Here is a 22,074-nt window from a genome sequence, read left to right as displayed (position 1 = left end):
ATAAATTCCCACAGCGAGCAGCGCAAGTCGTTTAAAACCGACTGGTTTGATTGCATTGAGTCGGTTTTAACCGACTTTCGCTAAAAGCCTTTGAAATTTATTTCCGGGCGGGTTGGGAGACTGATGCAAGATCTGAATATACCTACATACTTAATTCGCCAAAAGAAGCGTAAATTTCCTGGCGGGACTGCATATTTTTTTCACTTCATCTCATATCCCTAATTAGACAAGCACAGGACTTACGCACGACGAACCTAGAAACCGGGTTTCCCTGTAGATATAGAGTGACAAATTTTTCAGATAAACCCGGTTTATTTGTGTAATTCCTGAAGCAGTTTGAAACCATTCAAAGCGTTCAAACACTTACTTTCATTTTTAGGAGTAACGAAAATGGCTAACATCAACGGCACCATCTTCAATGACAACAATACCTTCAACAACGGCGCTTTCCGCCCTCAAATTAACGGCACAATTTTTAACGACAACATCTTTGCTAACAGCGGTAACGACATTGTCTACGCTGGCGGGGGCAATGACACTGTAGATGGTTGGTCTGGCAATGACACCCTCTACGGAGAATCGGGCAACGACACCCTGTGGGGCTACACGGGCAACGACCAACTCTATGGCGGCAGCGGCAGCGATAGACTCAATGGGGAAGCAGGCAATGACTTGCTAAACGGCTTTGGCGGCACGCAGTTTGAATACGACACCCTCACAGGTGGCGCTGGGGCGGACAGGTTCGTGCTGGGAACAACAACTGGTGCCTCTTATCTGGGTGTTGGTCATGCCACCATCACGGATTTTAAGTGGTTAGAAGGCGACAAAATTCAGATTCGGGGGGCATTTTCCAGTGGCTACTCCCTGGTCAAGACTAGCAACTTCTCCGGAGGAACCGCACTCGATACGCTCATCTACAGGAATGGCGATTTGATTGGTGTTGTGCAAGATACGACCAGCGTTTTCTCAAGTGATTTCGTCTCGGTTTAAGTCCGCACTGGCATAGTTTCCTGGTGAAACCCGGTTTTTTCAAATAACCGGGTTTTTGTCACTCCATCCCAATCCTAAATTGGATGCGTTAGCAGTGAGAGCAAAATGAAACAACTTATCCGTTGGCTAATTGGCGAAGGTAAATTAAAACACTTCATCTACTGGTTAATTGGCGAAACCGCTGGACGGACTTTAGTAGCCGTCTGGAATTGGCTGTGGGGTATCCCGGTGGAATCTGGTGGCAAAGTTGCTGTCGAAGTGGCGCGGGAATCTCTCGAATCAATGCAAATATCCATCGCCCAACTCACAGAATCCGTTGCTACGGTAGTCGCTGCTTATGAGAAAGCAAAAGCCAAATATACAGCCAAACAGCAAGAGTTTTTACTGGCAGAAAATCAGGCATTAATCGCCCATCAAAAAGGAAATGAAGAAGCCGCAAGATTGGCAATGAGTCGAGCCATAGCAATCGAACGCCTCCTGCCCAAAATGGCAGAGCAAGTAGCCCGTGCTGAAAAAGTTGTAGTGGCATCTGAAGACAAACTCAAGCGAGAACGAGAAAAGTTAGAAGCTTATCAAACAGAAATGCAAAATCTTAAAGCTTTAGCAGAAATCAACGAAGCCTTAGCAACAATCGCCAAAGTCGATAGTAGTTTAAACACTAACTCGGCTCGCGATCAATTTGAATCAGCACAATCAGCTATCGAAGGTCGATATCTCAAAACAAATGCCCAAGCAGAACTGTCTGAAAGTCATACAGAAAGACTGCAATCGGATTTAGACAGCTTGACGCTTAACGATGAAATTTCCCGTCGCCTTGCCCGATTGGAAGATGAAAAAATTTGATTTTGAATTTTGGATTGGAAAACTGTTATGGCACAACCTAAAACCCGTAGACTCCCTCCCATTGTCTACATTTTTTTGGGAGCGATATGTCTAGTCGTATTTCCTCGCATTCAGGCGTTGCTTAAAACTGATTCTGGGCGCGGGAGTATCGGAAACCGTTTGTTGATTCAAGACAAAGCAACCCCAGACAAACAAAAGGGAATTGAAGCCTTTGAAAAGGGAGATTACCAAAAGGCGATCGCATCCTTTAAATCCTCCCTTGCTCGAAATCCCAATGACCCAGAAACTCTCATCTATTTAAACAACGCCCAAGCAATCAACAATTCCCTCAAAATAGCAGTGAGCGTCCCAATTGGTAGCAATTTAAACGTGGCGCAAGAAATCCTGCGCGGCGTGGCGACAGCCCAAGATGAAATTAACCAAAAAGGCGGGATAAACGGCAAGAAATTGCAAGTTCAGATTATCAACGATGAAAACAACCCAGAAATTGCCCAAAAAGTTGCTCAAGAATTAGTCAAAGATCCGGAAGTTCTTGGAGTAATCGGACACAACTCCAGCAATGCTTCTCTTGCTGCTGCGCCCATCTATCAACAGAGTGGATTAGTGATGATTTCACCGACCTCGTTTGCCAATAATCTCTCTGGCATCGGTCAATTTATTTTTCGCACTGTTCCCACTAGCAAAGTCATGGCAGAAGCGTTAGCAGACTATACAATTAAAACTGCCCGCCAAACCAAAATTGCCTTTTGTTACGATTCCCAAGCACCGGATAATGTCTCTTTCAAAGATGAATTTCTGGCGGCATTTATTAGTAACGGAGGGCAATTAATTCCCACAGTCTGCGATCTATCAAAGCCTAACTTTAACTCGATTGCGGCAGTGAATGAAGCTATTAACAGCGGTGCGGATGGCTTGTTTGTTGCTAGTCACATCGATCGCGTAGAAGCAGCAATCTCTGTCGCCAAAGCAAATCAGAATCGATTAGCTTTATTTAGTAGTCCGACGCTGTATAACATCAAAACCTTAGAAACAGGACAGCAAGCAGTTAAAGGATTAACCCTCGTCGCACCTTGGCATCCTCAAGCTAATCCGTCTTTGGCAGAAATGATGCGTCAACGGTGGGGCGGTAAAATAAACTGGCGCACCGCTACCGCTTATGATGCAACGCAAGCGATAATTGCCGGATTGCAACAAGGTGCTTCGCGCGATCGCTTACAACAAACATTGCACAATCCTGAATTTACTGTCAGCGGCGCAACGGGTACGATCAGATTTGCACCATCGGGCGATCGCATCGGTAGTCCAGTGATTATCCAAGTCCAATCTAACGGCTCAAATTACGACTTTGTGATGTTATCGAAAACGCCTTAATAATTGCTAATTGCTAATTGCTAATTGCCAGAAAGGAACGATTAGCGATTAGCTATTAGCAACGGCAACATTAGGATTATTTGCCAATCGTCCATCTTCCATATAAACAATACGATCGGCAATATCGAGAATGCGATTATCGTGCGTCACTAATAGAATCGTACAACCTTGTTCTTTTGCCAATCTTTGCATCAAATCAACCACATCGCGACCCGATTTTTTATCTAGTGCTGCGGTGGGTTCATCCGCCAAAACTATTTTCGGATTAGACACTAACGCGCGCGCGATCGCAACACGTTGTTTTTGTCCGCCGGATAGGTCATCGGGATAGTAATTCAGGCGATTTCCTAAGCCGACATGTTCTAACATTTTAGCAGACCGGCTTTGCATTTCTTCTGGGGAAATCTCCGGATGCAATTCTAATCCCATCCTGACGTTTTGCAACGCGGTCAAACTGCCATGAAGGTTATGTGCTTGGAAAATATAACCGTGGTGGCGTCGTGCTTGGGTTAATTTTTCTGGACTAGCACCGCAAAGTTCTCGCCCTAATATTTTTAAACTCCCAGACTGGGCAGAACGTAACCCACCAACTAATGTCAATAGCGTTGTTTTTCCCGAACCCGATGGCCCGGTCATGATAATAATTTCCCCGGCATTAATTTCTAAATTGATATCAAACAAAACTTGCTTCCGCAATTGACCTTTACCAAAATAATGGTCTAGATTTTGAATCGAGATGACGGGTTTAGAGTCAATGAGGCTTTGCATAAATCCATTTCTCCTAGAACATATCCGCCGGATCGGCAGATTGCAGTTTGCGGGTGGCGATCGCGCCCGAAATCGTACACATAATGATAGTCAAAATCAGTACTGTCACCGCTCGCGCCATCGTCATGTACAGGGGTAAATTCGTAGCATTTCGCGTCAATCTGTACAATCCCAAAGGCAGAAGCGATCCGGGGATAAACCCAAGAAGTGCCAAAATTATCGCCTCTTCAAACACCACACCCAGCAAATATATATTGCGATATCCCATTGCTTTAAATGTGGCGTATTCTTTCATATGGGCGTTCACGTCGGTTGAGAGGACTTGATAAACAATAATCACGCCGACTACAAATCCCATCGCTACGCCCAAATTGAAGATAAACCCAATCGGGCTATTTGTTTGCCACCAATTTACCTCAAATTTAATAAATTCCTCCTGCGTCAGCACTCGCACATCATCAGAAAGGTGGGATTTTAAGGCGGCTGCTACTTGCTTCGGGTCATAACCCGGTTCGACTCGAATTAAACCCAAACTCACACTCGCAGCGTCTCGTCTGGGAAACAGTCGTAAAAAGTTCTGATCGCTGGTAATTAAGCTACCATCGGCGCCAAAGGATGCCCCCACTGTAAATAAGCCCCCGACGGTAATTGTGCGCCGTTCGATTTCGGTAGTGACGGATTTTCCTTGGTCAACTTGGGTAATGACTTCTTTGTATTCTCCCCTCGATTTGCGATCGAATAAGACGGTATCGGGGAGTTTAAGTTTATCCAATTGTTGATTCACTTCTGGCAAGTTAAAGGCGGGTCGATCCGGGTCGAATCCGATAACTTGCACTTGTCTTTGGGCGCGGGTATTGGGATTTTTCCAGGTGATAATATTGACATACATTGCATCTGCCGATTTCACCCCCGCAATATCTTCAGCTTGATACAATCTTCGTCGAGAAAATGTTGATAATCCTTGCCAATTTCGGGCTTGAGGACTCATTAAAATGATGTCCGCTTGTAAACTGCGATGCAGGCGGGTGTTACTGTCGTAAAGTGCAGATTGAAAGCCGAGTTGCATGAATATAAGAACGTCGGCAAAGGCGATTCCTGATAAGGCAACTAGCAATCGACTTTTTTCTCGACTTAGTTGTAACCATCCCAGCGGAGTTCGTCGTCGTAGTTGTTTAATCAAACCTGTCATATGCTTATCTTCTTTGAGTAATGAATTTTTTAAACGAACCACTCCAGACGCAGAGGACGCAGAGAGGAGGAAAGGAAGGTATATCAAATCCAAAGCGACAACGCCTCTTATCTTCTTCTTCTTCTTCTTGGCGTTCTTGGCGTCTACCCTACGGGAAGCCGCTGGCGCGTCTATGGCGGTTCATTTAAAAAGGGGGTTATGGCAGCGGATTAGGTATTATTTATGGTTGTCGAGTTCCACCACTACTTTGACTTGTAGGTTGGTGAATTTTGCTGCTTTTTGGCTGGATGCTTCGTCGAGTTTGATGTGAACTTCTACGATTCTGGCGTCAATGTTGGCGCTGGGATCGGTGTTGACGATGTTTTGTCGTTTGACTTGCCAACCAATCGAGTCTACGGTTCCTTGCAGTTCTTCGGGAAGGGAGTCGCTGCTAATTCGCACTGATTGTCCGGGACGGATATTGTTAATATCGCTTTGGTAAATTTCTGCGATTGCATACATCTGGTTGGTTTGTCCGATATCGATAATGCCATCGTTGGACACTAATTCACCCGGACGTGCGTGAATTTCTAATACTGTCCCTTCTTGAGGCGATCGCACGATTGCCCGATCTAAATTTACCTTGGCTTGATTCATTGCTGCCATCGCCCGCCTAACTTCTGCTTTTGCCGCTTCTACGTCTACTGGACGCACTTCGGCAATTCTGTCTAATGTCGCTTGCGCTTCACCGATTTGTTGGCTACCTGTAGAATTGGTGCGATTTAAAACCGCTTTGGCTTCGCTTAGTTGTTTGCTACCTGTAGAATTAATCCGATTTAAAACCGCTTTGGCTTCGCTTAGTTGTTTGCTTCCCGTCGTATTAATCCGATTTAAAACCGCTTTGGCTTCGCTTAGTTGTTTGCTACCTGTAGAATTAATCCGATTTAAAACCGCTTTGGCTTCGCTTAATTGTTTGCTTCCCGTCGTATTAATCCGATTTAAAACCGCTTTGGCTTCGTTGAGTTGCTGGAGAGCTGTTTCTACGGCAAGACTCTTACTTTCATAAACAGACCGAGAAATTGCACCTTGTTTGTAGATTTCTTCGTAGCGTTTATATTCGGCTTGTGCGTTCTCTAATTGTGCTTCGAGTTTCTTAATCGTTGCCTGTTGTGCCGTGCGATCGCCTTGCCACTGCGCTTGGATGCGTTCAATGGTTTCTTGTTGTGCTGTCTTGTCGCCTTCCCACTGTGCTTGGATGCGGGAGATGGTTTCTTGTTGTGCTGTCTTGTCACCTTCCCACTGTGCTTGGATCCGTTCAATGGTTTCTTGTTGCGCTGTCTTGTCGCCTTGCCATTGCGCTTCGATGCGGTAAATACTTTCTTGTTGCGCTGTCTTGTCACCTTGCAACTGCGCCTGAATTCGGGCAATTTCAGCTTTTTGCGCCGCAATTTCGCCCCTTTTGGATCCCGCTTGCACTTTGGCGAGGTTTGCCTGCGCTACGCTGACGGCTTGTTCTGCTTCTGCCAATGCTGCCAAGAGGCGATCGCGACTGTCTAGAATGGCAATTTCTTGTCCCGTTTTGATGCTATCTCCCTCTTTCACCAGCAGTTTTTCTACCCGACTCCCTTCATTTGACACGGGTGCCGAGAGTTTAACGATTTCTCCCTTGGGTTCCAGTCTTCCCAAGGCTGTTACCGTTCTTACTTCTGGTTGAATCGCTTCTGGTACGGGTGCGTTGGTTTCTGCGGGAGTATACCACCGCATTGCTGTATAAATTCCTACCCCGCTCGCTCCCATAAATGCCGCGAGCGCTAGAACGCTGGGCGAACGCCCTATGACATCAGAAGGTATATTTCCTAGCTTCCAGTGCTGAACCATAACTGCCTCGCAAAAGCAGATATATAAACTAAACCGTTTAGTTTTGTCATATAATCATATTAGACTAAACTGTTTAGTTTAGTCAAGTCGATTCCTAGAGAGGGAACATCTTTCTCTTTGATGAAAAAGACACAAGGGTAAAAAAATGGCGCGCATCAAAGCTAGTGAAGCAGAGCGAGAGAGTTCAGTTGATAAATCTGAGAAAATTCTGCAAGGAGCAATGCAAGAGTTCTTGGCACATGGGTATGCAGGTGCGAGCATGGATCGGGTAGCATCCCGTGCCGGAGTTTCCAAAGCAACCGTCTACAGCTACTTTCAAGACAAAGAAGGACTGTTTAAAACCCTAGTCGAGCAAATGGCAGCCAAGCGGTTTCAGTCTGTGTTTGGCAAGCAACCCCCCGAAGGAGATGCCAGCGTCGTGCTGCCAAAATTAGCCAGAACCGCATTAGCTCAGATGATTGAGGACAAAGAACATCGAGCGTTTATGCGAGTAATCTTTGGCGAATCGGGTCGTTTCCCGGAGTTAGCGCAAGTTTGCGTCCGCTGTCTGGCAAAACCAGCGATTGAAACGGTTACTCAATACCTGACCGCTCATCCCGAACTGAACCTACCAGATCCAGAAGCCACAGCATGGATCTTAATCGGAACTTTGATTAGTTTTATGAACATTCAAGAGATGCTGCAAGGGAAAGAGATTATACCAATCGAAAGCGATCGCCTGATCGAGTCCCTCACTTATTTAATTACTGGTGCTGCCAATCCCAAATCCTAGCACCTCTGCAATAACTCTTGTGGGGTAGGCATTCTGCCTGCCTTTGAGGGTATTTATGGGAGCAGTCTATTAAACCTCTGCAATAACTCTTGTGGGGTAGGCATTCTGCCTGCCCTTTTGTTGATATGTCGCAAGTTGAAGAAACTGGGTTTTTGGGCTACAAATCAACACGACCCTTGCGACACAAAACCCGCCCAATAATAAGGACGATCCAAGGGCAAATCCCGATCGCCGCATTGTTTTAACCGCCGCTGCTGCGCTGCAATTTTCCCCGCCGCCTCTTCTTGGTTAGAAACCCGGTTTGTGGTGCAACTATCTGATAGCATAGGCCGTTGGGAATAGTAAATAGACCCAACAATGTTTCTTACGAAAGACGACATAGTTTTAACCTTTGAATTACATTAATTATTGTGATTAAAGTAACATGGCAACGCAACAATAAACGGTTGAAATCAAACCATTTTTTAAAGGAAGGTACAAAATGAGCCTGGAAGATAGAGCCAAAGCAACTGCCAAAAATATCGAAGGCAAAACCCAAGAAGCAATGGGAAACCTTACCGGCGATCCAGAAGATAAAGCAGAAGGCAAAGCCAAACAAGCCGAATCTGAACTGCGTCACGGCGTAGAAGACCTCAAAGATAAAGCCAAAGAAACAATCGACCGGGCATAGTTGCCAACAAGAAACCCGGTTTCGTAAAAAAACCGGGTTTCTACCTAGATCTCTAGTTGCCTTTCCCAACGATTTTTTATAGAAACCCTGTTTCTTTGCCGCAAACCAGAAACCCGGTTTCTTTAAGAAACCGGGTTTCTCCCCTAAAGTAAGGAGGAAATTAAGGTGAATTTTCTCAAGCAAAGTCGCCAATTTTTAACCGCGCTGGTCTTAATTTTAGTCTTGACAATTACCACGGCTTGTGCAGGGCCTAGCGTCGCGACCCAAAGACCTGAGGTACCTTCAGTGGGTCAAATTTCTACGCAACTGCAACGGGGTAATACCTCGGCAGGTCAGAAGTATGGTGACTGGGTGGTTCAAACTGCCAAAGGACTGGTTAAAGATGCTTACGTGCGCGACAACAACAAATTGGGGGTTGTAATTGCGCCACAAGTCAAGCCAACCGAAGTTCGCGACTTAGCGCGAAGTCTCGTGCAAGGTTTCCACAATAATTTCCCCAATCAAGACGTATCGGTTTTAGTCTACGGTCCCGATAAGCACCTAATTTTAACCGCGCAGTACGACCATCAATCGAATCAAGTTCAGTATCAGGCTAATAGCTAATTGGTAATTGGTAATTGCTAATTGCTAATTGCTAATTGGTAATTGTATTTTACCATTTACCCTCGTTCCCACGGCTCTGCCTGGGAACGCTATTAGCACCCACAGGATGAAAAAGGAGAACAACAACATGACTTACTCTTCTGACGAATACAAGCGTCAAATCATGAACGATTTGGCACGTGGGAACGTCGAATCCCTCGGCGATGTTAAGAGCGATCCATCTAGAGACTATCAAGATTTTGATGATTTTGCTCAACGTTCCAGCGTTGACGAACGGCGTCAATTGTTTGGTCAATCTCTGCATCCAGAACGCATTCCCCCCAGCGAAATGGAACCGGAATTGCGGAAAGCAATCGAACAAATTAAACCCAACGAACGGGATGATGTTGCTCGCGCTTTCATGAAGCGGTTACACGAAAGGGGATTTAGCGATCGCCAACTAGAGCAACAACTCAGTCTTTCTACTCACCATGCTAGCCGCATGAGTGCTGACGACGTTGCCAAAATGGCTACGTTCGTTTATCACAATCATCCCGATATTTTCCAAGATGTCCTTGCTGAAAAACCCGGTTTAATGAAGTTTCTCAGCAATCCGCTAGTTGCCGCAATTGTTGGTATCATGGCAGCTAAATGGCTCAGCGGTCGTCGTTCTTCATAACGATTGTCCTTAAGCAACGGTTGTGTAATTGCTAATTGCTAATCGCTAATGGCTAAATAAAAAAGAAACAGTCAATAATTACTGAGCAGCTCTGGAGGCAATTGACCATTAGCAATTAGCAAGCGAGCAATTAGCTATCCATACACTACCGATGCCTAAGGACATGATATCATCCGATCGCCCTTTGCACGACTCACCCATCACCAAAGTTTCTTTGCGTAAGTCCTGTTTTAGTTTTGTAGGTTGGTCGCGATATGCTAAGACATTAACTCGAGTTCATCTAACAACATAAACTCGCAGCCTCCAGGACAAAACCAAATCTTACATAATAGGTCATCGCACCACTCAACTTCAACGATAGTCCCTGCTTTTAGAGTCTTGTCCCCTACAAAATCTAGATTTTCTACATATACATCTGCATCAAATCGCAGTTTTGCCTTTTTGAGTAAACCTTTTGCCTTGACTTGCTGGTAAGACTCAAGTAACTCAGCCTCAGAGGGTAGATTTTTGACAAAATCCTGTAAAAAATCCCATCTTTCTGACCCTAGCCTAGCCTTTAACCCCTCGGAACGCTCAGAACTCTCCTTGGCTTTGACTTCCAGTTGCTTTTTGTACAAATTAAACGCATCGCGGAGGCTAATCTCGTGCGCCTCTGCAATTCCCATAACGCGAGCGATTATTTCCAGGTCTTTGCTTAAATCTTCCTCCATATTTCCTCTTGCTGCAACTTGCATACAATACTCTAGCTCAGGATATTGAACTTCTAAGGATTTCTGCAAGAGGTGTAATGGATAACATCGAAGTGCGCCCCATACGGGATAATCTTGAACTAAATGAAATGTTATACCAGCGCTGGTTGGTCCTCAGAGCGCCTTTAAATATGGACATAGGAACCGAAAAGGACAGTTACGAAGATAGCGCCTTTCATCTAGTTGCTGTATGCCACAACCAAATCGTCGGTTCCGCTAGACTGCGAGAATTATCCACAGAATTAGGCAGCATCGCCTATGTCGCCGTGCTACCCGAATTCCAAAACCAAGGAATTGGCAGAAAACTAATCAAAAAATTGATAGAAACAGCCACAGAAAAAAATCTCAAACGTTTAAGGCTAAGATCTCGCATCTCAGCCTTAAATTTTTATCAAAAACTAGGCTTTTCCCCAGAAGGGGAACCCTTCGATTACCTTGGGATTCCCCACATCTTCATGCACTTAGACATACCAACATCTCTGAAGTAACGCGGAGATTTTCCACAGAATACTTCAGAAAGGTTGATTCGCGAGCAGCGCCGCAAGAACCCTTAATTTGCAGGGTTTTACTTTCATCTTTTACCAACTCAGCTTGGTAACTGTACCCCGAACCATCCGGTTTTTCAAAAGATATCTCTCCTTTAATTATGCTCTTGTCTGCGCTTTGCTCGATGATTTGACCCGCCACTTTATAGTTAAACCAATCCCATCCGTAACGCTGGAGCATTTCTCTTTCCAAAACCTGGATGGGATTTGGTAAAATTCCCCAACCTCGATAAACTTTATTCAAGCAGTTTATATCCCCAGTCCGCGTCAAAATTGACTTGAACGAATCTGGATCTAGAACCCCATAATACCTGCCATCTGGGAAATCTATCGCTGTCGGTGCAAACCGATGTCCTCCAAAGTGACTCGCTTTCCACATCCGAACGTTATCCAAGCCTAATTCCGCAATAGTTGCTAATGCTTGAAGATAGAATCCATTACCATACCTGGCACAACATTGGTCGTGACTTCCGTGAGTACAAACTAAAATATCTCTTGTTGGCTCTGTCAAAACTTCGCAGTTGGAATTCTTGCCAGCTAAGTAGTTTTTTACAACCCCAGCTACTTGGTCAATGCTACCTACATTAAACTCTCTTTTGTTGTATCCACGGGATAATTTTTTCCGGCTTTTATCGTAAATTAACACCTTTGTTTTTTTTGTCTTTTTCCCGTCATTATTGGTTATCAATAAAAACCGAATCTCCTGGTTAGATTGACCGATTTCTGCTACCAAATTCTTGAGATTATCGGGAACCTGTTTCGACTCAAACGCTTCGTATTCCCACGGATTCGGACACTCCACTAATACATAAGTTTGGAAAATTGAGCCACTACCGATAATATCTTCTCCAGCTTGTCGAGAAGCTTCAGCACAAAAGAACTTATTCATTTCTTTCTTCCTGTGTGTAGAATTTACCTGATGTTACTCCTCTCCTTAATATATTTTAACCAATTTCCTTTAAGCCGAGATCTAACCACTCATTTAAAAAGGCAATAGCTGCCATAGAAGAAAAAACATAGTTAATTGCCAACGAAGATAATCCCTTCAGTAACTAAACGGGTTAGCAGAGGCACAATATCGATCTCCCAGTCAAAATCGGGCAACCAATTCATCACATCGGTTCCTGTAAAAAAATCTTGGCTAAATAATTTTATGACAAAACTTTCCGGCACTCCTCTAAGGGTTATTTCTTTCCCAGCAACGATAATTTTATATCCACTGCCATCGGGTATTTCTGAAATCTTTACCCTTTGCAACTTGGGATTTTTGAATTTTGTTTCGCTTCCCTGTCGGAATATATTGAATCCAGCTTGGTAGGGGAAAGAGTATCTAGCACTTGGCTTGACTATATTTTCAAAATAGTTGATAAAATCTTCGCGAATATTGTTGCTTGCCAGTAACCGCTCTAAGTCTTGAATTAAACTATCTACACTATCTTTTACCAAAGCTGTCTCTACAGGTAAGGGTAAGCTTTTCCGCCATTCTTCTTTTTGGCGTAATTCGCTGACTAACCATTCGAGCAAGTCAATTCTTGTCTGGCAATGAATTCCTAATGTTAGATGCAACGAGGGTTCATCTAAGGCAACTGCATAGTGCCAATGTCCGCGCGGAATGTATAAAATATCTCCTGGTTCTAGAGTACAGGTTAAATATGGATCTACTTCTCTTGGTGAAAAAGATGTTGATTTTTGGTCGGGTAAAGGGTGTTTAATCGTATCGGTAAATACATACCATTGCTTTTTGCCGTCTACTTGTAATATAAAGACTTCGTGGGTATCGTAGTGACAGGAAAAACCCTGTCTTCCAGGCCAGGAACAGTAGGCGTTGACTTGAGTACTATAACCTAGATCGTATTTGATTTCGGCAGCAAATTGCGTTACTTCCGGAATTAGCTTATGAATTTGGTCAACTATTAAAGTTGCTCCTGACTGACACAACTTCATCAAATTATCGTTGTCGCTTTCATTTAGTACTTTTTCATCTAAGGCAAGGCGCAGGTCGGGATATTTTAATTTGTGATAGTTCAACAGATAGTTGAGTTTTTCCCACGAAAACAGATGGGTAAATTTTTTCTTTCCTTCACCATAAATTACCACCGCTTTGCTCGTCCAGTTTTGTTCTAAAAACTCTGATACGCTATAGGGTTGCAATAAATTAGCCAAAAACAACATACTTGATAATCTTTCTCAAAAGAAACTCAAAAAAATTTGTACTAAGCGAGGTGGAACCTCCCGTCACTCGTTCCCAGGTTCAACCTGGGAACGAAAAACCTCCCGTCACTCGTTCCCAGGTTCAACCTGGGAACGAAAATCAAAAGCTATTCGTTGCTGGCGTCGCCGCCGTCACCATCAACACCATGATGGGACTTGGTGTGGCGACTGGTCGTTGGTTGGGCAATTTCCTTGATTTCTAGCTGAATTTTGCTGGTACGGGGTTGTTTGTTGTCTAAGGCTTTGAATTGTTCTGACATGCTGTATCTCCAAGTTTAATACACCCATTTAGAGCAGATGCTGCTGGCACGATTCGCTGACGCCATAGCTTCGCTGCACGCCCCAGTACGCTTACCTGGCTCTTTGGCAGTAAGTCTAGCACGCTGTCAATACAAAAGCTATCTAGTTAAGAATTTTTTTCAACTAATTTCAGCGGGAGAGGAGGAAAATTGACGGATGAAACAATATATTATAGAATAGCGGCTTCAGGGTACATCTAAAGTAGCCAAGTCTACAAAAGGAGATGGCAAAATGAGCTTACAAGATAAAGCTAAAGCGATCGCCAAAAACATAGAAGGCAAAATTCAAGAAGCTGTAGGTGAAGTCACCGGCGATGCTCAACAGAAAGCTGAAGGCAAAGCCAAGCAAGTTCAAGCTCAAGCAATGAACACCGTTGAAAACGTCAAAGACAAAGTTAAAAACTTTATCGACAAAATCTAGTTTTTGAACAAAGAAACCGGGTTTCTTTAACAATACCTGCGCCAATTTTCTGAAACGCCAAGATCCCGCAGGTTAAAACCTGGGGCTACACAAACAAAGCCCGCCTGGGCGGGCTAAAATTCTTACAGCCCGCGCAGGCGGGCTTTGTTTGTATAGCGACACCCTTAAGGGTGTCGGATGCAAGGCTATCGGTTGCGGGATGATTTTAAACAACAGCTAATTCAGGCGTGGGACGCTTGCTGTGGCGAATCCCTTCAATCGCTTGGGCATAATCCTTAGCCTTAAATACAGCAGAACCAGCGACGATCGCATTGGCACCAGCTTCGAGAACCTGCCAAGTATTATCGCCTTTGAGACCGCCATCGACCTCAATCCAAGGATCTAAACCGCGTTCGTCGCACATTTGACGCAGCTTTTGAATCTTAGGCAAAACCGCCGGAATGAACTTTTGACCGCCAAAACCGGGGTTGACGCTCATGATCAGTATTAGATCGCAAACCTCTAACACATATTCAATCAGAGCTAGGGGCGTCGAGGGATTGAGAACTACACCTGCTTGCTTACCGCATTCCCGAATCTGGCACAGGGTGCGGTGCAGGTGAGGAGAAGCGTTATGCTCAGCATGAACCGAAATAATATCAGCCCCCGCCTTGGCGAAGTCTTCGACATACTTTTCCGGTTCCACAATCATCAAGTGGACATCCAAAGGCTTTTGGGTGACGGGGCGAATCGCTTCCACAATCAGCGGTCCAATTGTGATGTTAGGAACAAAGCGACCATCCATCACATCAACATGAATCCAATCGGCACCGGCGGCGTCAACGGCGCGAATTTCATCGCCCAGACGGCTAAAATCAGCTGATAGGATTGATGGAGCAACAACAATTGGCTTGTGGGTTTTGGTCATGACTGGCACTATTCTCCTGGGTTCTCGGTATCCAGTTTATCAAAATCTTTAGCAAGTCTTAAGAAAATTGCGCCTCACAATCAAAATAAGATAGCGATCGCGTGGAGAAGCTGCCGTGGTTCAGCAGAAGATGGAAAAAAAACTGGCATGGCTAATTTGTGGTTTCGGTGCAGTCTGTCTTTCTACACCCGTGCAGGCGACTGAAACCCCCATCGACGCAACGGGAATCGATGCTTTGCGCCTGCGTCAGTCACCCTATAATTTGCTCGGTCGCAAAATCGCCATCGGTCAAGTAGAAATCGGTCGCCCCGGACAATTTGGCGTCGATAAGGCGGCAAACCGCAACCCCAATGCCGTACCCGTGACGCGAGTATTTTGGCGCGATGACCCAGCCAAAACCGATACAGATGTAGACCCCCACGCCTACAGCGTCGCGGGGATGATGATTGGCACTGCCAAAGAAGTACCGGGGGTCGCACCGGGAGCAAGGTTGTATTCCGCCGCCGTGGGTTCGATGGAAAAAAGCGGACAACCCGAAGAATGCCTCGCCGCCCAAAACTTAGCCTTGCAGAATGGCGGCGATTTGCGCGCAATTAATTATAGCTTTGGCGAATCCTTAGAACGCGACCCGCGACCCGATGCAATTTTAGATGGTAACGCCTTGCTCACCCAATGTCTCGATTGGTCTGCCCGGGTTTACGACGTGCTGCACTTGGTAGCGGGAAATCAAGGACGGGGAGGAATTCCCATTCCCACCGATAATTACAACGGTATTAACGTCGCTTTTACCAAGCGCGTCAATGGTATTTTTAGCAAAATTGACTTTGCCAACATCGGCGATATCGCCGAAGGAATTAGAAGGCGACTCGAAGGGCGAGAAATTAACATTGGTCCCCGTCGCGCCATCGGTTTAGTCGCCCCCGGTCATGAAATTCCCGTTCTCAACCTCGATGGTAGGGTATCCGAAGTCAGCGGTACAAGTTTGGCAACGCCCCAGGTAACTGCTACCGTTGCTTTAATACAGGAATTCGGCGATCGCCAACTGGTCAGTCGCAAGCCAAACTGGAGTGTAGAATCCCGCCGCCACGAAGTATCCAAAGTAATATTGCTAAATTCCACCGACAAGATCAAAGATGAAGGCAACGGTTTGCGCTTGGGCATGACCAAGACAATTACCGATAAAAGCAATCGCACTTGGCTCGAATCTGATGCGTATAAAGATGACAAAATTTCCAAAGACATGCAAATGGGAACGGGTCAACTCAATGCCTATCGGGCAGTGCAGCAATTTAGCGGCGGTCAGTGGAAACCCGGTAAAGAAGTAGCACCCGTTGGTTGGGATTACAACAAAGTAGAACTGAACAAATCCCAGGATTACGTCTTAGAAAAACCCTTGCAGCAGGGAAGTTTTGTCGCGATTACGATGGCTTGGGACAGGTTAGTCGATCTCAACGATGCCAACAAGAATGGAGTGTACGACATCGGCGAAGATTTTCGCGATCGCGGCTTAAACAACCTCGACCTCTATCTCGTCCCCGCCGACAGCAACGACACCACCCGCTACACCTGCGCTTCGATTAGCGAATTAGATAGCACAGAACATATTTTTTGTCAAGTACCTGCAACAGGACGTTACAAAATCCGCGTAGGGTATCGGCAACAAGTCAACGAAGCGAGTCAACCTTATGCGATCGCTTGGTGGACAGTACCGGCGCGATAATTTCCACCTGTAGGGGCACGGCATTATACAATTTTTGGGTAGAAATCAAAAGTTATCTACGCCGTGCCCCAAAAACCCACAGATTTTGCACCTAATAAACCCGGTTTCTCTGAGAAACCGGGTTTATGGAAACGAAGCGAGCGCGATAAATGTCGATCTGTAGGGGCACGGCATTCTACAATCTTTGGGTACAAATCAAAAGTTATCTACGCCGTGCCCCAAAAACGCTTGAAATTATTTCAATGCTGATTTCAATGCGTATCCCAAAACCTAATAACTAACCACTAAAAGGACGCGGTTTAGCAATACCATAACCTTGAGCATAATTCACGCCAAGCATTCTCAGTTTATCCAGAATTGCGTCATTTTCTACAAACTCGGCGATCGTTTGAATTCCCATCACTTGTCCGACTCGATTAATCGCTTCAGTCATTGCCAAATCAGTTGGATCGTCCACAATATCTTTAACGAATTGCCCATCAATTTTGAGATAATCCACGGGCAGATTTTTTAGATAGGTAAACGAAGACATGCCGCTGCCAAAATCATCCAAAGAAAAATAACAACCCAATTGCTTCAGTTCCTGAATAAATTGAACCGCTTTGCTTAAATTGGTAATCGCCACGGTTTCGGTAATTTCAAAACAAATAACTTGGGGCGGGATTTGGTACAAGGCAAACCGATCGCGGACAAACTCAATAAATTGGTCGTCGTTAATACTTGAACCCGAAAGATTAATCGCATAGAGACAGCGATCGCCTTGCCTTTGACAACGCTCCCAAGCTTGGCGATAATGCTCTTTCTGAGTTGAAAACAGCGTGTCGATCACCCAGCGATCGACAAGGTGCATCAGATTGTAACGTTCTGCCGCTGGAATAAAAAGATTGGGCGGTACTAGCTTGCCTGATTCATCGTAAAGGCGCAGGAGGACTTCGTAATGCTCCCCGTTGGAATCGGTGTTAGCAACGGGAACAATTGGTTGATAATAAAGACAAAAACGATTTTCTTCTAAAGCTTTAGTAATCTGTGATGCCAACTGCATTTCGCCGCGTTGTTGCGCCAATTCGGAATCATCGACTTGATAGACGTGAACGCGATTTCTGCCTTTATTTTTAGCAGCGAAACAAGCTGCATCCGCAGCGCTTAAAGTACTGGCTAAATCTTTACTATCAACATCGATCGCAACTAAACCGATACTGACACCGACGGTAAAAGATTTGTCCTGCCAGACAAAGCGGAAATCCGACAGACTTTGGCGCAGCGCATTGGCAACTCGCGATGCATTTTCTAAGGGACAATGATTGAGTAGAAGGCCAAATTCATCGCCGCCGAGACGAGCGAGTACATCAGTGGAACGAATATGCATCCGCAACAAAGCACTCACCTGACGCAGCATTTCATCCCCCGCCCCATGACCGCAGGTATCATTGATAATCTTGAACTGGTCTAGATCTAGATAACATAGGGAATGCTGTGTGCCGTCAGTTCTGGCATCGCTCAAAGCCAACTCCAAACGACGCTCAAACTCCCGTCGATTAACCAATCCGGTCAAATCGTCGTGACTTGCTTGCCAAGCTAAGCGTTTCTCGCTCTCCCGCAGTGCTGCTTCAGCTCGCTTGCGATCCGTAATATCGCGGACAACGATGCAAAAAGCATTTCTGCCAGCGTAGCGAATTAAATTAGCACTCACCTCAACATCGATGATGTCGCCATTGTGACGGCGATAGCGGCGCTCGCTGGTCAAGTAGCGAGCGCCTGTTAAAATATCCTCAATATCCCGGTCAATCGTTTCGCTCTCTTCTGAAACCACATCGTACAAAGTAAGTTGCAGAATTTCTGCCACCGAATAACCGAGCAAATTTTCAAACGCCGCGTTAATTTCCAGAAACTTTTTAGTATCTGCATCGAGCAAGAAAATCCCTTCCCTCGCTTGGACAACAACGGCTTTGTATCTGGCTTTACTTTCTTCCTGTTCTTGCCAAATCTGAATTAATTTTTCTGCAAGTAACTGAGTCGTTACCCCCAAAACTAAGCCTACCATTGCCAATGCGATAATCAGATACAGCAAGCTGATCTGACCTTGGCGATGAATTTCTCTCGGCATATCCACCTGCACAAGCATTGCAGGGTTTCCAGAGAGATCCTTGAGCAAGGTATAACCCGAAATTAAATCTTCGCTTTGGGGCTGGATAAAAATCGGTGTTGCTGGCGAGAGCGAATCGCTGATAACACGCAGTCTCCGAGGCAGTTTAACCCTACCATCAAGTCGATGTAAGCGGATAGCCAATCGAGTAGTTTTAGCTAATTTCTGGATGGTATTTGTGTTTAAGTAGCGCCCTAGAATCAGAGTACCGCGAATAGGTGCTTTTACTTGGCTGGTGACGACGGGGCGGGCGGTAAACATCATTGCCCCTTCAGGTAATAAAATAACTCCCCCATGGCTGACATTGGGAGCCTTGTGCCGCAAAACCCATGAATTTTCCCGGATGTATTTTGTTAACCCCTTTGAGATCGGACCTTGGCGTTGCTGTTGCAAGTCGTAACCTTGACTGTGGACAATTTGCCCAGTGGCATTAATAAATAAAATCGCGTTGATTCCAGCTTCAAAGAAAAAACCTTCGTAAAAATTTCTCTTGATATAGTCTTGGCTGGGACGCTGAACGAAGTTGTAGGTATCGTCCCAAGCTGCCCAATAGTAGTTAGTCAGGTTCAGTTCATTTAAGCTGTTGGTATAGGCTTCGAGTACTCGTTCAACGTTTTGGTGCGTGTTTTGCTCTTCTAGCTTGGCGTAGCCTTCTAGTAAAATGGTTGCTGTGGCAACGTACACAATACCGATGAGACTGGTGAGCGCCGCGCCAATAGCGATCGCTGTTTTTTGACGCAAGGTTGACGTTTGGCTCTTTTCCGGTATATTTCGGCAATCAAACCCCATAAAGCCGGGTTTGATGTTTTTCCAAAAAGCGTGAACTTTTCCCAGTAAAAACATCACGGTTAAATTTGATTTACTTTTTTGTGGCAGCTACCTATAATTTGAAACTATTTAATCAATTTACACAGTATACTTTTACTGCTTGAATATGGACAGTCAGAATTAAGTTCAGTTCTAATCTAGCCTAGCTTTGGGTTTTGGCGGGCAACATCGGTAAAACTAAGGAAAAATTTTTAGAGAACCATAAAAATTCAGTTTTAACAAGCAATCAAGCGGTTTTTTCTCCCCCACCTGCCCCACCACCCCCACCTGCCCCATCTCCCCCTGGGTGCGCAACTGGGATAGGATCGAGAAAAAGCGATCGCTATGCATGACATCGACCCGTTTGAGAATCCAGACATCAACCGCTTACAGCTGTATCTGTATTTAACCCCTGGGATCGGTTTTTTGCCTGCGCTGTGGACGCTCTACCGGCGCAATGGCAGCCGCCGACAAAAAGCAGTCAGTCGATTGGCGGTAAGTCTGGCGTTTTGCTGGCTATTGGGCTACATTTTGTTAGGAGCTTCTGCCGATGCTTCAGAATCTCTAAAACTACCCTTATTGGTAATGAATAGTTTGCTCACTTCCGGTTACTTTATCGTCAGCGTTTGGTTGATGCTTCGCTTATCCCAGCGCCAACCCCTGACCTTGTGGAAAAAACGCCATTTGTAGTACGAAGTAGGGAGCAGGTGGGCAAGGGAGCAGGTGTGCAGGTGGACTGTTGAGAATTACACTTGCTTCATGCTCGATGCCCAGTTCCCAAGCTAATTAGCCGGATGAGTGTACCAAAAGGAAGGAAATACTGGTATGAGTATTCTGGTGGAAAACTCTCAGTATTTTTAGACACTCCTAGTTTTTAGTGTGTGAGGAAGTCAGTGCCAACGCGAAACTTTTTTGATATGTCGTCTGTGGGACAGTTCCTAGCCCCGCCTTTTATGAGCCAGTCTTCCAAAGCAAACCAGTTACGTTGGCTCTGGCTGGGATTTGGCTTGACTGGGGTGGCGATGTTGTCGGCAACCGCAGGCGCTTTGCTGGCGGTGTCGCTTTCCACTACACCGTTGATGCAAAGCCAACTCACGGCTGAACAAGCCGCAGTGTTTAATTCTGGCGGCATCTCCAAGACGAATCTGCAATTGCCAGAACTAACCCGACCTGTGAATATCTTGGTGTTGGGGGTCAAGGTTCTAGCTTCAGATTTGGGGGAAGAACCCGATCCAAACTTGGGGGGATATGACCCGGTAGTCAATTCGTTTGATGGTCTTTCCGATACAATGCTGCTGCTGCGGTTTAACCCGCAAACTAAGAAGTTAACCGTGCTTTCGATTCCCCGCGACACCCGCACGTTGGTGGAAGGACACGGGATGACTAAAATTAATGCAGCGAATGCTTATGGAGGCCCAGCCCTGAGCGCCCAAGCGGTGAGCGACTTGCTCGGCGGTGTGAGAATTGACCGCTATGTCCGCATCAACGTTCAGGGTGTGGAAAAACTGATCGATGCCTTGGGTGGGGTGACGGTTTACGTCCCTCAAGATATGAAATATACCGACAACAGCCAGCACCTGTACATCGATTTGAAGGCTGGTAAGCAACACCTCAACGGCAATAAGGCGTTGCAATTGTTGCGCTTTCGCTACGACAAGCTTGGGGATGTGGGGCGGGTGCAGCGTCAGCAAATGGTGATGCGCGCTTTGATGGAACAAGCGCTCAATCCAGTCACTTTAGCTAGAGTGCCGCAAATTCTCTCGGTGATTGGGTCCCATATCGATACGAATTTAACCGTCGAGGAGTTGGTGGCTTTAGTCGGTTTTGGCGTCCAAACGAATCGCGATGACGCGCAGATGTTGCTGGTTCCGGGTGAGTATAGCGAAGTCGGGCAGTACGATGCTAGCTATTGGTTGCCTCACCGCCGTAGCATTGCCCCGCTGATGACCCAACACTTTGACTTGGCTCAAACTAACTCCAGGAGGCGTTCATCTGTTCCTAGAGAGTTGAATATAGCGATTCAAGATAGCACGCGCGATCGCAAAGCAGTAGAAAGGTTGGTGAAAAAACTCAAAAAAGCTGGCTATCGTAACGTCTACGTGGCTGAACCTTGGACTGAACCGTTGAGCCAAACTCGCATTGTGGCGCAGACTGGAGACGATAAGGCAGCCCAAAGGATTCGCGAGACACTCGATTTTGGAGAAGTGCAGGTAGAAAGCACGGGACATTTAAACTCGGACATTACAATTAAGTTGGGTCGGGATTGGTTGCAACCAAAAGATACTTCTGATTAAGAACAATTATCCCAGGATTTCTGGAATCGTCGATTGTAGGGACACGGCGTCGTAAAACTTTGGATTTAACCGCAAAACCAATGGATGCCGTGTCCCTACAAAAAAACCCGATTTCTGGAATCGTCGATTGTAGGGACACCGCGTCGTAAAACATTTGATTTAAACGCAAAAACAATTTATTACATTAACCAACAAAAAAACCCTAAATCATAAAAACAAAAATTTAAGGACAAGAAGTAGTAAAAAAATTGAATTAA

22 protein-coding genes are annotated in these 22,074 nt (G+C 45.5%); 12 read left to right on the top strand and 10 right to left on the bottom strand.

The window, feature by feature from the left end:
• Positions 1-390: 390 nt before the first annotated feature.
• The 3 genes from ACE1CM_RS44480 to ACE1CM_RS44470 all read left to right on the top strand — a co-directional run bounded on the left by ACE1CM_RS44480 (position 391) and on the right by ACE1CM_RS44470 (position 3,204).
• A complete protein-coding gene (locus ACE1CM_RS44480; protein WP_374885892.1) occupies positions 391-990 on the top strand; it encodes a calcium-binding protein in 600 nt (199 codons plus the stop codon).
• 105 nt (positions 991-1,095) lie between these two features.
• Complete coding sequence (locus tag ACE1CM_RS44475) at positions 1,096-1,833, top strand: PspA/IM30 family protein (protein ID WP_374885891.1); 738 nt, start codon at positions 1,096-1,098, stop codon at positions 1,831-1,833.
• A gap of 27 nt (positions 1,834-1,860) precedes the next feature.
• Positions 1,861-3,204: an ABC transporter substrate-binding protein gene (locus ACE1CM_RS44470; RefSeq protein ID WP_374885889.1), complete on the top strand. Its 1,344-nt coding sequence runs from the start codon at positions 1,861-1,863 to the stop codon at positions 3,202-3,204.
• A 48-nt stretch (positions 3,205-3,252) separates the two neighbouring features.
• Here ACE1CM_RS44470 and ACE1CM_RS44465 read toward each other — a convergent pair whose 3' ends face one another.
• From ACE1CM_RS44465 to ACE1CM_RS44455, 3 genes are all read right to left on the bottom strand, one after another.
• On the bottom strand, positions 3,253-3,972 hold the full coding sequence (locus tag ACE1CM_RS44465) for a DevA family ABC transporter ATP-binding protein (protein WP_374885887.1): 720 nt from the start codon (positions 3,970-3,972) through the stop codon (positions 3,253-3,255).
• Positions 3,973-3,985: 13 nt separating this feature from the next.
• The gene (gene devC, locus ACE1CM_RS44460; protein ID WP_374885885.1) at positions 3,986-5,161 is read right to left on the bottom strand and encodes an ABC transporter permease DevC; all 1,176 of its coding nucleotides are present in this window, start codon (positions 5,159-5,161) and stop codon (positions 3,986-3,988) included.
• Between the two features lie 216 nt (positions 5,162-5,377).
• Complete coding sequence (locus ACE1CM_RS44455) at positions 5,378-7,018, bottom strand: efflux RND transporter periplasmic adaptor subunit (protein WP_374885883.1); 1,641 nt, start codon at positions 7,016-7,018, stop codon at positions 5,378-5,380.
• Between the two features lie 145 nt (positions 7,019-7,163).
• On the opposite strand from ACE1CM_RS44455, the gene ACE1CM_RS44450 reads away from it, so the two are divergent.
• Complete coding sequence (locus ACE1CM_RS44450; RefSeq protein WP_374885881.1) at positions 7,164-7,790, top strand: TetR/AcrR family transcriptional regulator; 627 nt, start codon at positions 7,164-7,166, stop codon at positions 7,788-7,790.
• 164 nt (positions 7,791-7,954) lie between these two features.
• Here the strand turns inward: ACE1CM_RS44450 and ACE1CM_RS44445 are convergent, their stop codons facing one another.
• Positions 7,955-8,170, bottom strand: a complete 216-nt coding sequence (locus ACE1CM_RS44445) for a hypothetical protein (protein ID WP_374885879.1) — start codon at positions 8,168-8,170, stop codon at positions 7,955-7,957.
• Between the two features lie 101 nt (positions 8,171-8,271).
• Between ACE1CM_RS44445 and ACE1CM_RS44440 the strand changes: the two genes are divergently transcribed.
• The 3 genes from ACE1CM_RS44440 (at position 8,272) to ACE1CM_RS44430 (ending at position 9,721) form a co-directional block, all read left to right on the top strand.
• Positions 8,272-8,460, top strand: a complete 189-nt coding sequence (locus ACE1CM_RS44440; protein WP_374885877.1) for a CsbD family protein — start codon at positions 8,272-8,274, stop codon at positions 8,458-8,460.
• A 165-nt stretch (positions 8,461-8,625) separates the two neighbouring features.
• A complete protein-coding gene (locus tag ACE1CM_RS44435) occupies positions 8,626-9,063 on the top strand; it encodes a hypothetical protein (RefSeq protein ID WP_374885875.1) in 438 nt (145 codons plus the stop codon).
• Between the two features lie 127 nt (positions 9,064-9,190).
• Positions 9,191-9,721, top strand: a complete 531-nt coding sequence (locus tag ACE1CM_RS44430; RefSeq protein WP_374885874.1) for a hypothetical protein — start codon at positions 9,191-9,193, stop codon at positions 9,719-9,721.
• Between the two features lie 257 nt (positions 9,722-9,978).
• On the opposite strand, the gene ACE1CM_RS44425 is transcribed toward ACE1CM_RS44430, so the two are convergent.
• The gene (locus ACE1CM_RS44425) at positions 9,979-10,455 is read right to left on the bottom strand and encodes a hypothetical protein (RefSeq protein ID WP_374885872.1); all 477 of its coding nucleotides are present in this window, start codon (positions 10,453-10,455) and stop codon (positions 9,979-9,981) included.
• A 53-nt stretch (positions 10,456-10,508) separates the two neighbouring features.
• On the opposite strand from ACE1CM_RS44425, the gene ACE1CM_RS44420 reads away from it, so the two are divergent.
• Positions 10,509-10,958: a GNAT family N-acetyltransferase gene (locus ACE1CM_RS44420; protein ID WP_374885870.1), complete on the top strand. Its 450-nt coding sequence runs from the start codon at positions 10,509-10,511 to the stop codon at positions 10,956-10,958.
• Here ACE1CM_RS44420 and ACE1CM_RS44415 read toward each other — a convergent pair.
• From ACE1CM_RS44415 to ACE1CM_RS44405, 3 genes are all read right to left on the bottom strand, one after another.
• On the bottom strand, positions 10,924-11,904 hold the full coding sequence (locus tag ACE1CM_RS44415; RefSeq protein WP_374885868.1) for a sucrase ferredoxin: 981 nt from the start codon (positions 11,902-11,904) through the stop codon (positions 10,924-10,926). The genes ACE1CM_RS44420 and ACE1CM_RS44415 overlap by 35 nt on opposite strands.
• Positions 11,905-12,035: 131 nt before the next feature.
• Positions 12,036-13,187, bottom strand: a complete 1,152-nt coding sequence (locus ACE1CM_RS44410) for a cupin domain-containing protein (protein ID WP_374885866.1) — start codon at positions 13,185-13,187, stop codon at positions 12,036-12,038.
• Between the two features lie 146 nt (positions 13,188-13,333).
• A complete protein-coding gene (locus tag ACE1CM_RS44405) occupies positions 13,334-13,486 on the bottom strand; it encodes a hypothetical protein (RefSeq protein WP_374885864.1) in 153 nt (50 codons plus the stop codon).
• 271 nt (positions 13,487-13,757) lie between these two features.
• Between ACE1CM_RS44405 and ACE1CM_RS44400 the strand changes: the two genes are divergently transcribed.
• Positions 13,758-13,946, top strand: coding sequence for a CsbD family protein (locus ACE1CM_RS44400; protein ID WP_374885862.1), 189 nt, complete (start codon positions 13,758-13,760; stop codon positions 13,944-13,946).
• Between the two features lie 205 nt (positions 13,947-14,151).
• Here the strand turns inward: ACE1CM_RS44400 and rpe are convergent, their stop codons facing one another.
• Positions 14,152-14,853 carry a ribulose-phosphate 3-epimerase gene (rpe, locus tag ACE1CM_RS44395; protein ID WP_374885861.1) on the bottom strand — a complete coding sequence of 234 codons (702 nt, stop codon included), beginning with the start codon at positions 14,851-14,853 and terminating at the stop codon, positions 14,152-14,154.
• Positions 14,854-14,968: 115 nt separating this feature from the next.
• On the opposite strand from rpe, the gene ACE1CM_RS44390 reads away from it, so the two are divergent.
• Complete coding sequence (locus ACE1CM_RS44390) at positions 14,969-16,573, top strand: S8 family serine peptidase (protein WP_374885859.1); 1,605 nt, start codon at positions 14,969-14,971, stop codon at positions 16,571-16,573.
• A gap of 277 nt (positions 16,574-16,850) precedes the next feature.
• On the opposite strand, the gene ACE1CM_RS44385 is transcribed toward ACE1CM_RS44390, so the two are convergent.
• Entirely contained in the window at positions 16,851-19,559 is a 2,709-nt protein-coding gene (locus ACE1CM_RS44385) for an EAL domain-containing protein (protein WP_374885935.1), read from the bottom strand.
• 309 nt (positions 19,560-19,868) lie between these two features.
• On the opposite strand from ACE1CM_RS44385, the gene ACE1CM_RS44380 reads away from it, so the two are divergent.
• Positions 19,869-20,213 carry a hypothetical protein gene (locus ACE1CM_RS44380; RefSeq protein WP_374885857.1) on the top strand — a complete coding sequence of 115 codons (345 nt, stop codon included), beginning with the start codon at positions 19,869-19,871 and terminating at the stop codon, positions 20,211-20,213.
• 263 nt (positions 20,214-20,476) lie between these two features.
• On the top strand, positions 20,477-21,817 hold the full coding sequence (locus ACE1CM_RS44375) for an LCP family protein (RefSeq protein ID WP_374885934.1): 1,341 nt from the start codon (positions 20,477-20,479) through the stop codon (positions 21,815-21,817).
• Positions 21,818-22,074 lie beyond the last annotated feature (257 nt).

The sequence above is a fragment of the Microseira sp. BLCC-F43 genome (assembly GCF_041929235.1).
Classification (GTDB): Bacteria; Cyanobacteriota; Cyanobacteriia; order Cyanobacteriales; family Aerosakkonemataceae; genus Microseira.
Note: the sequence above shows the minus strand (reverse complement) of the source record. Positions and strands in the feature narration are given on the sequence as shown.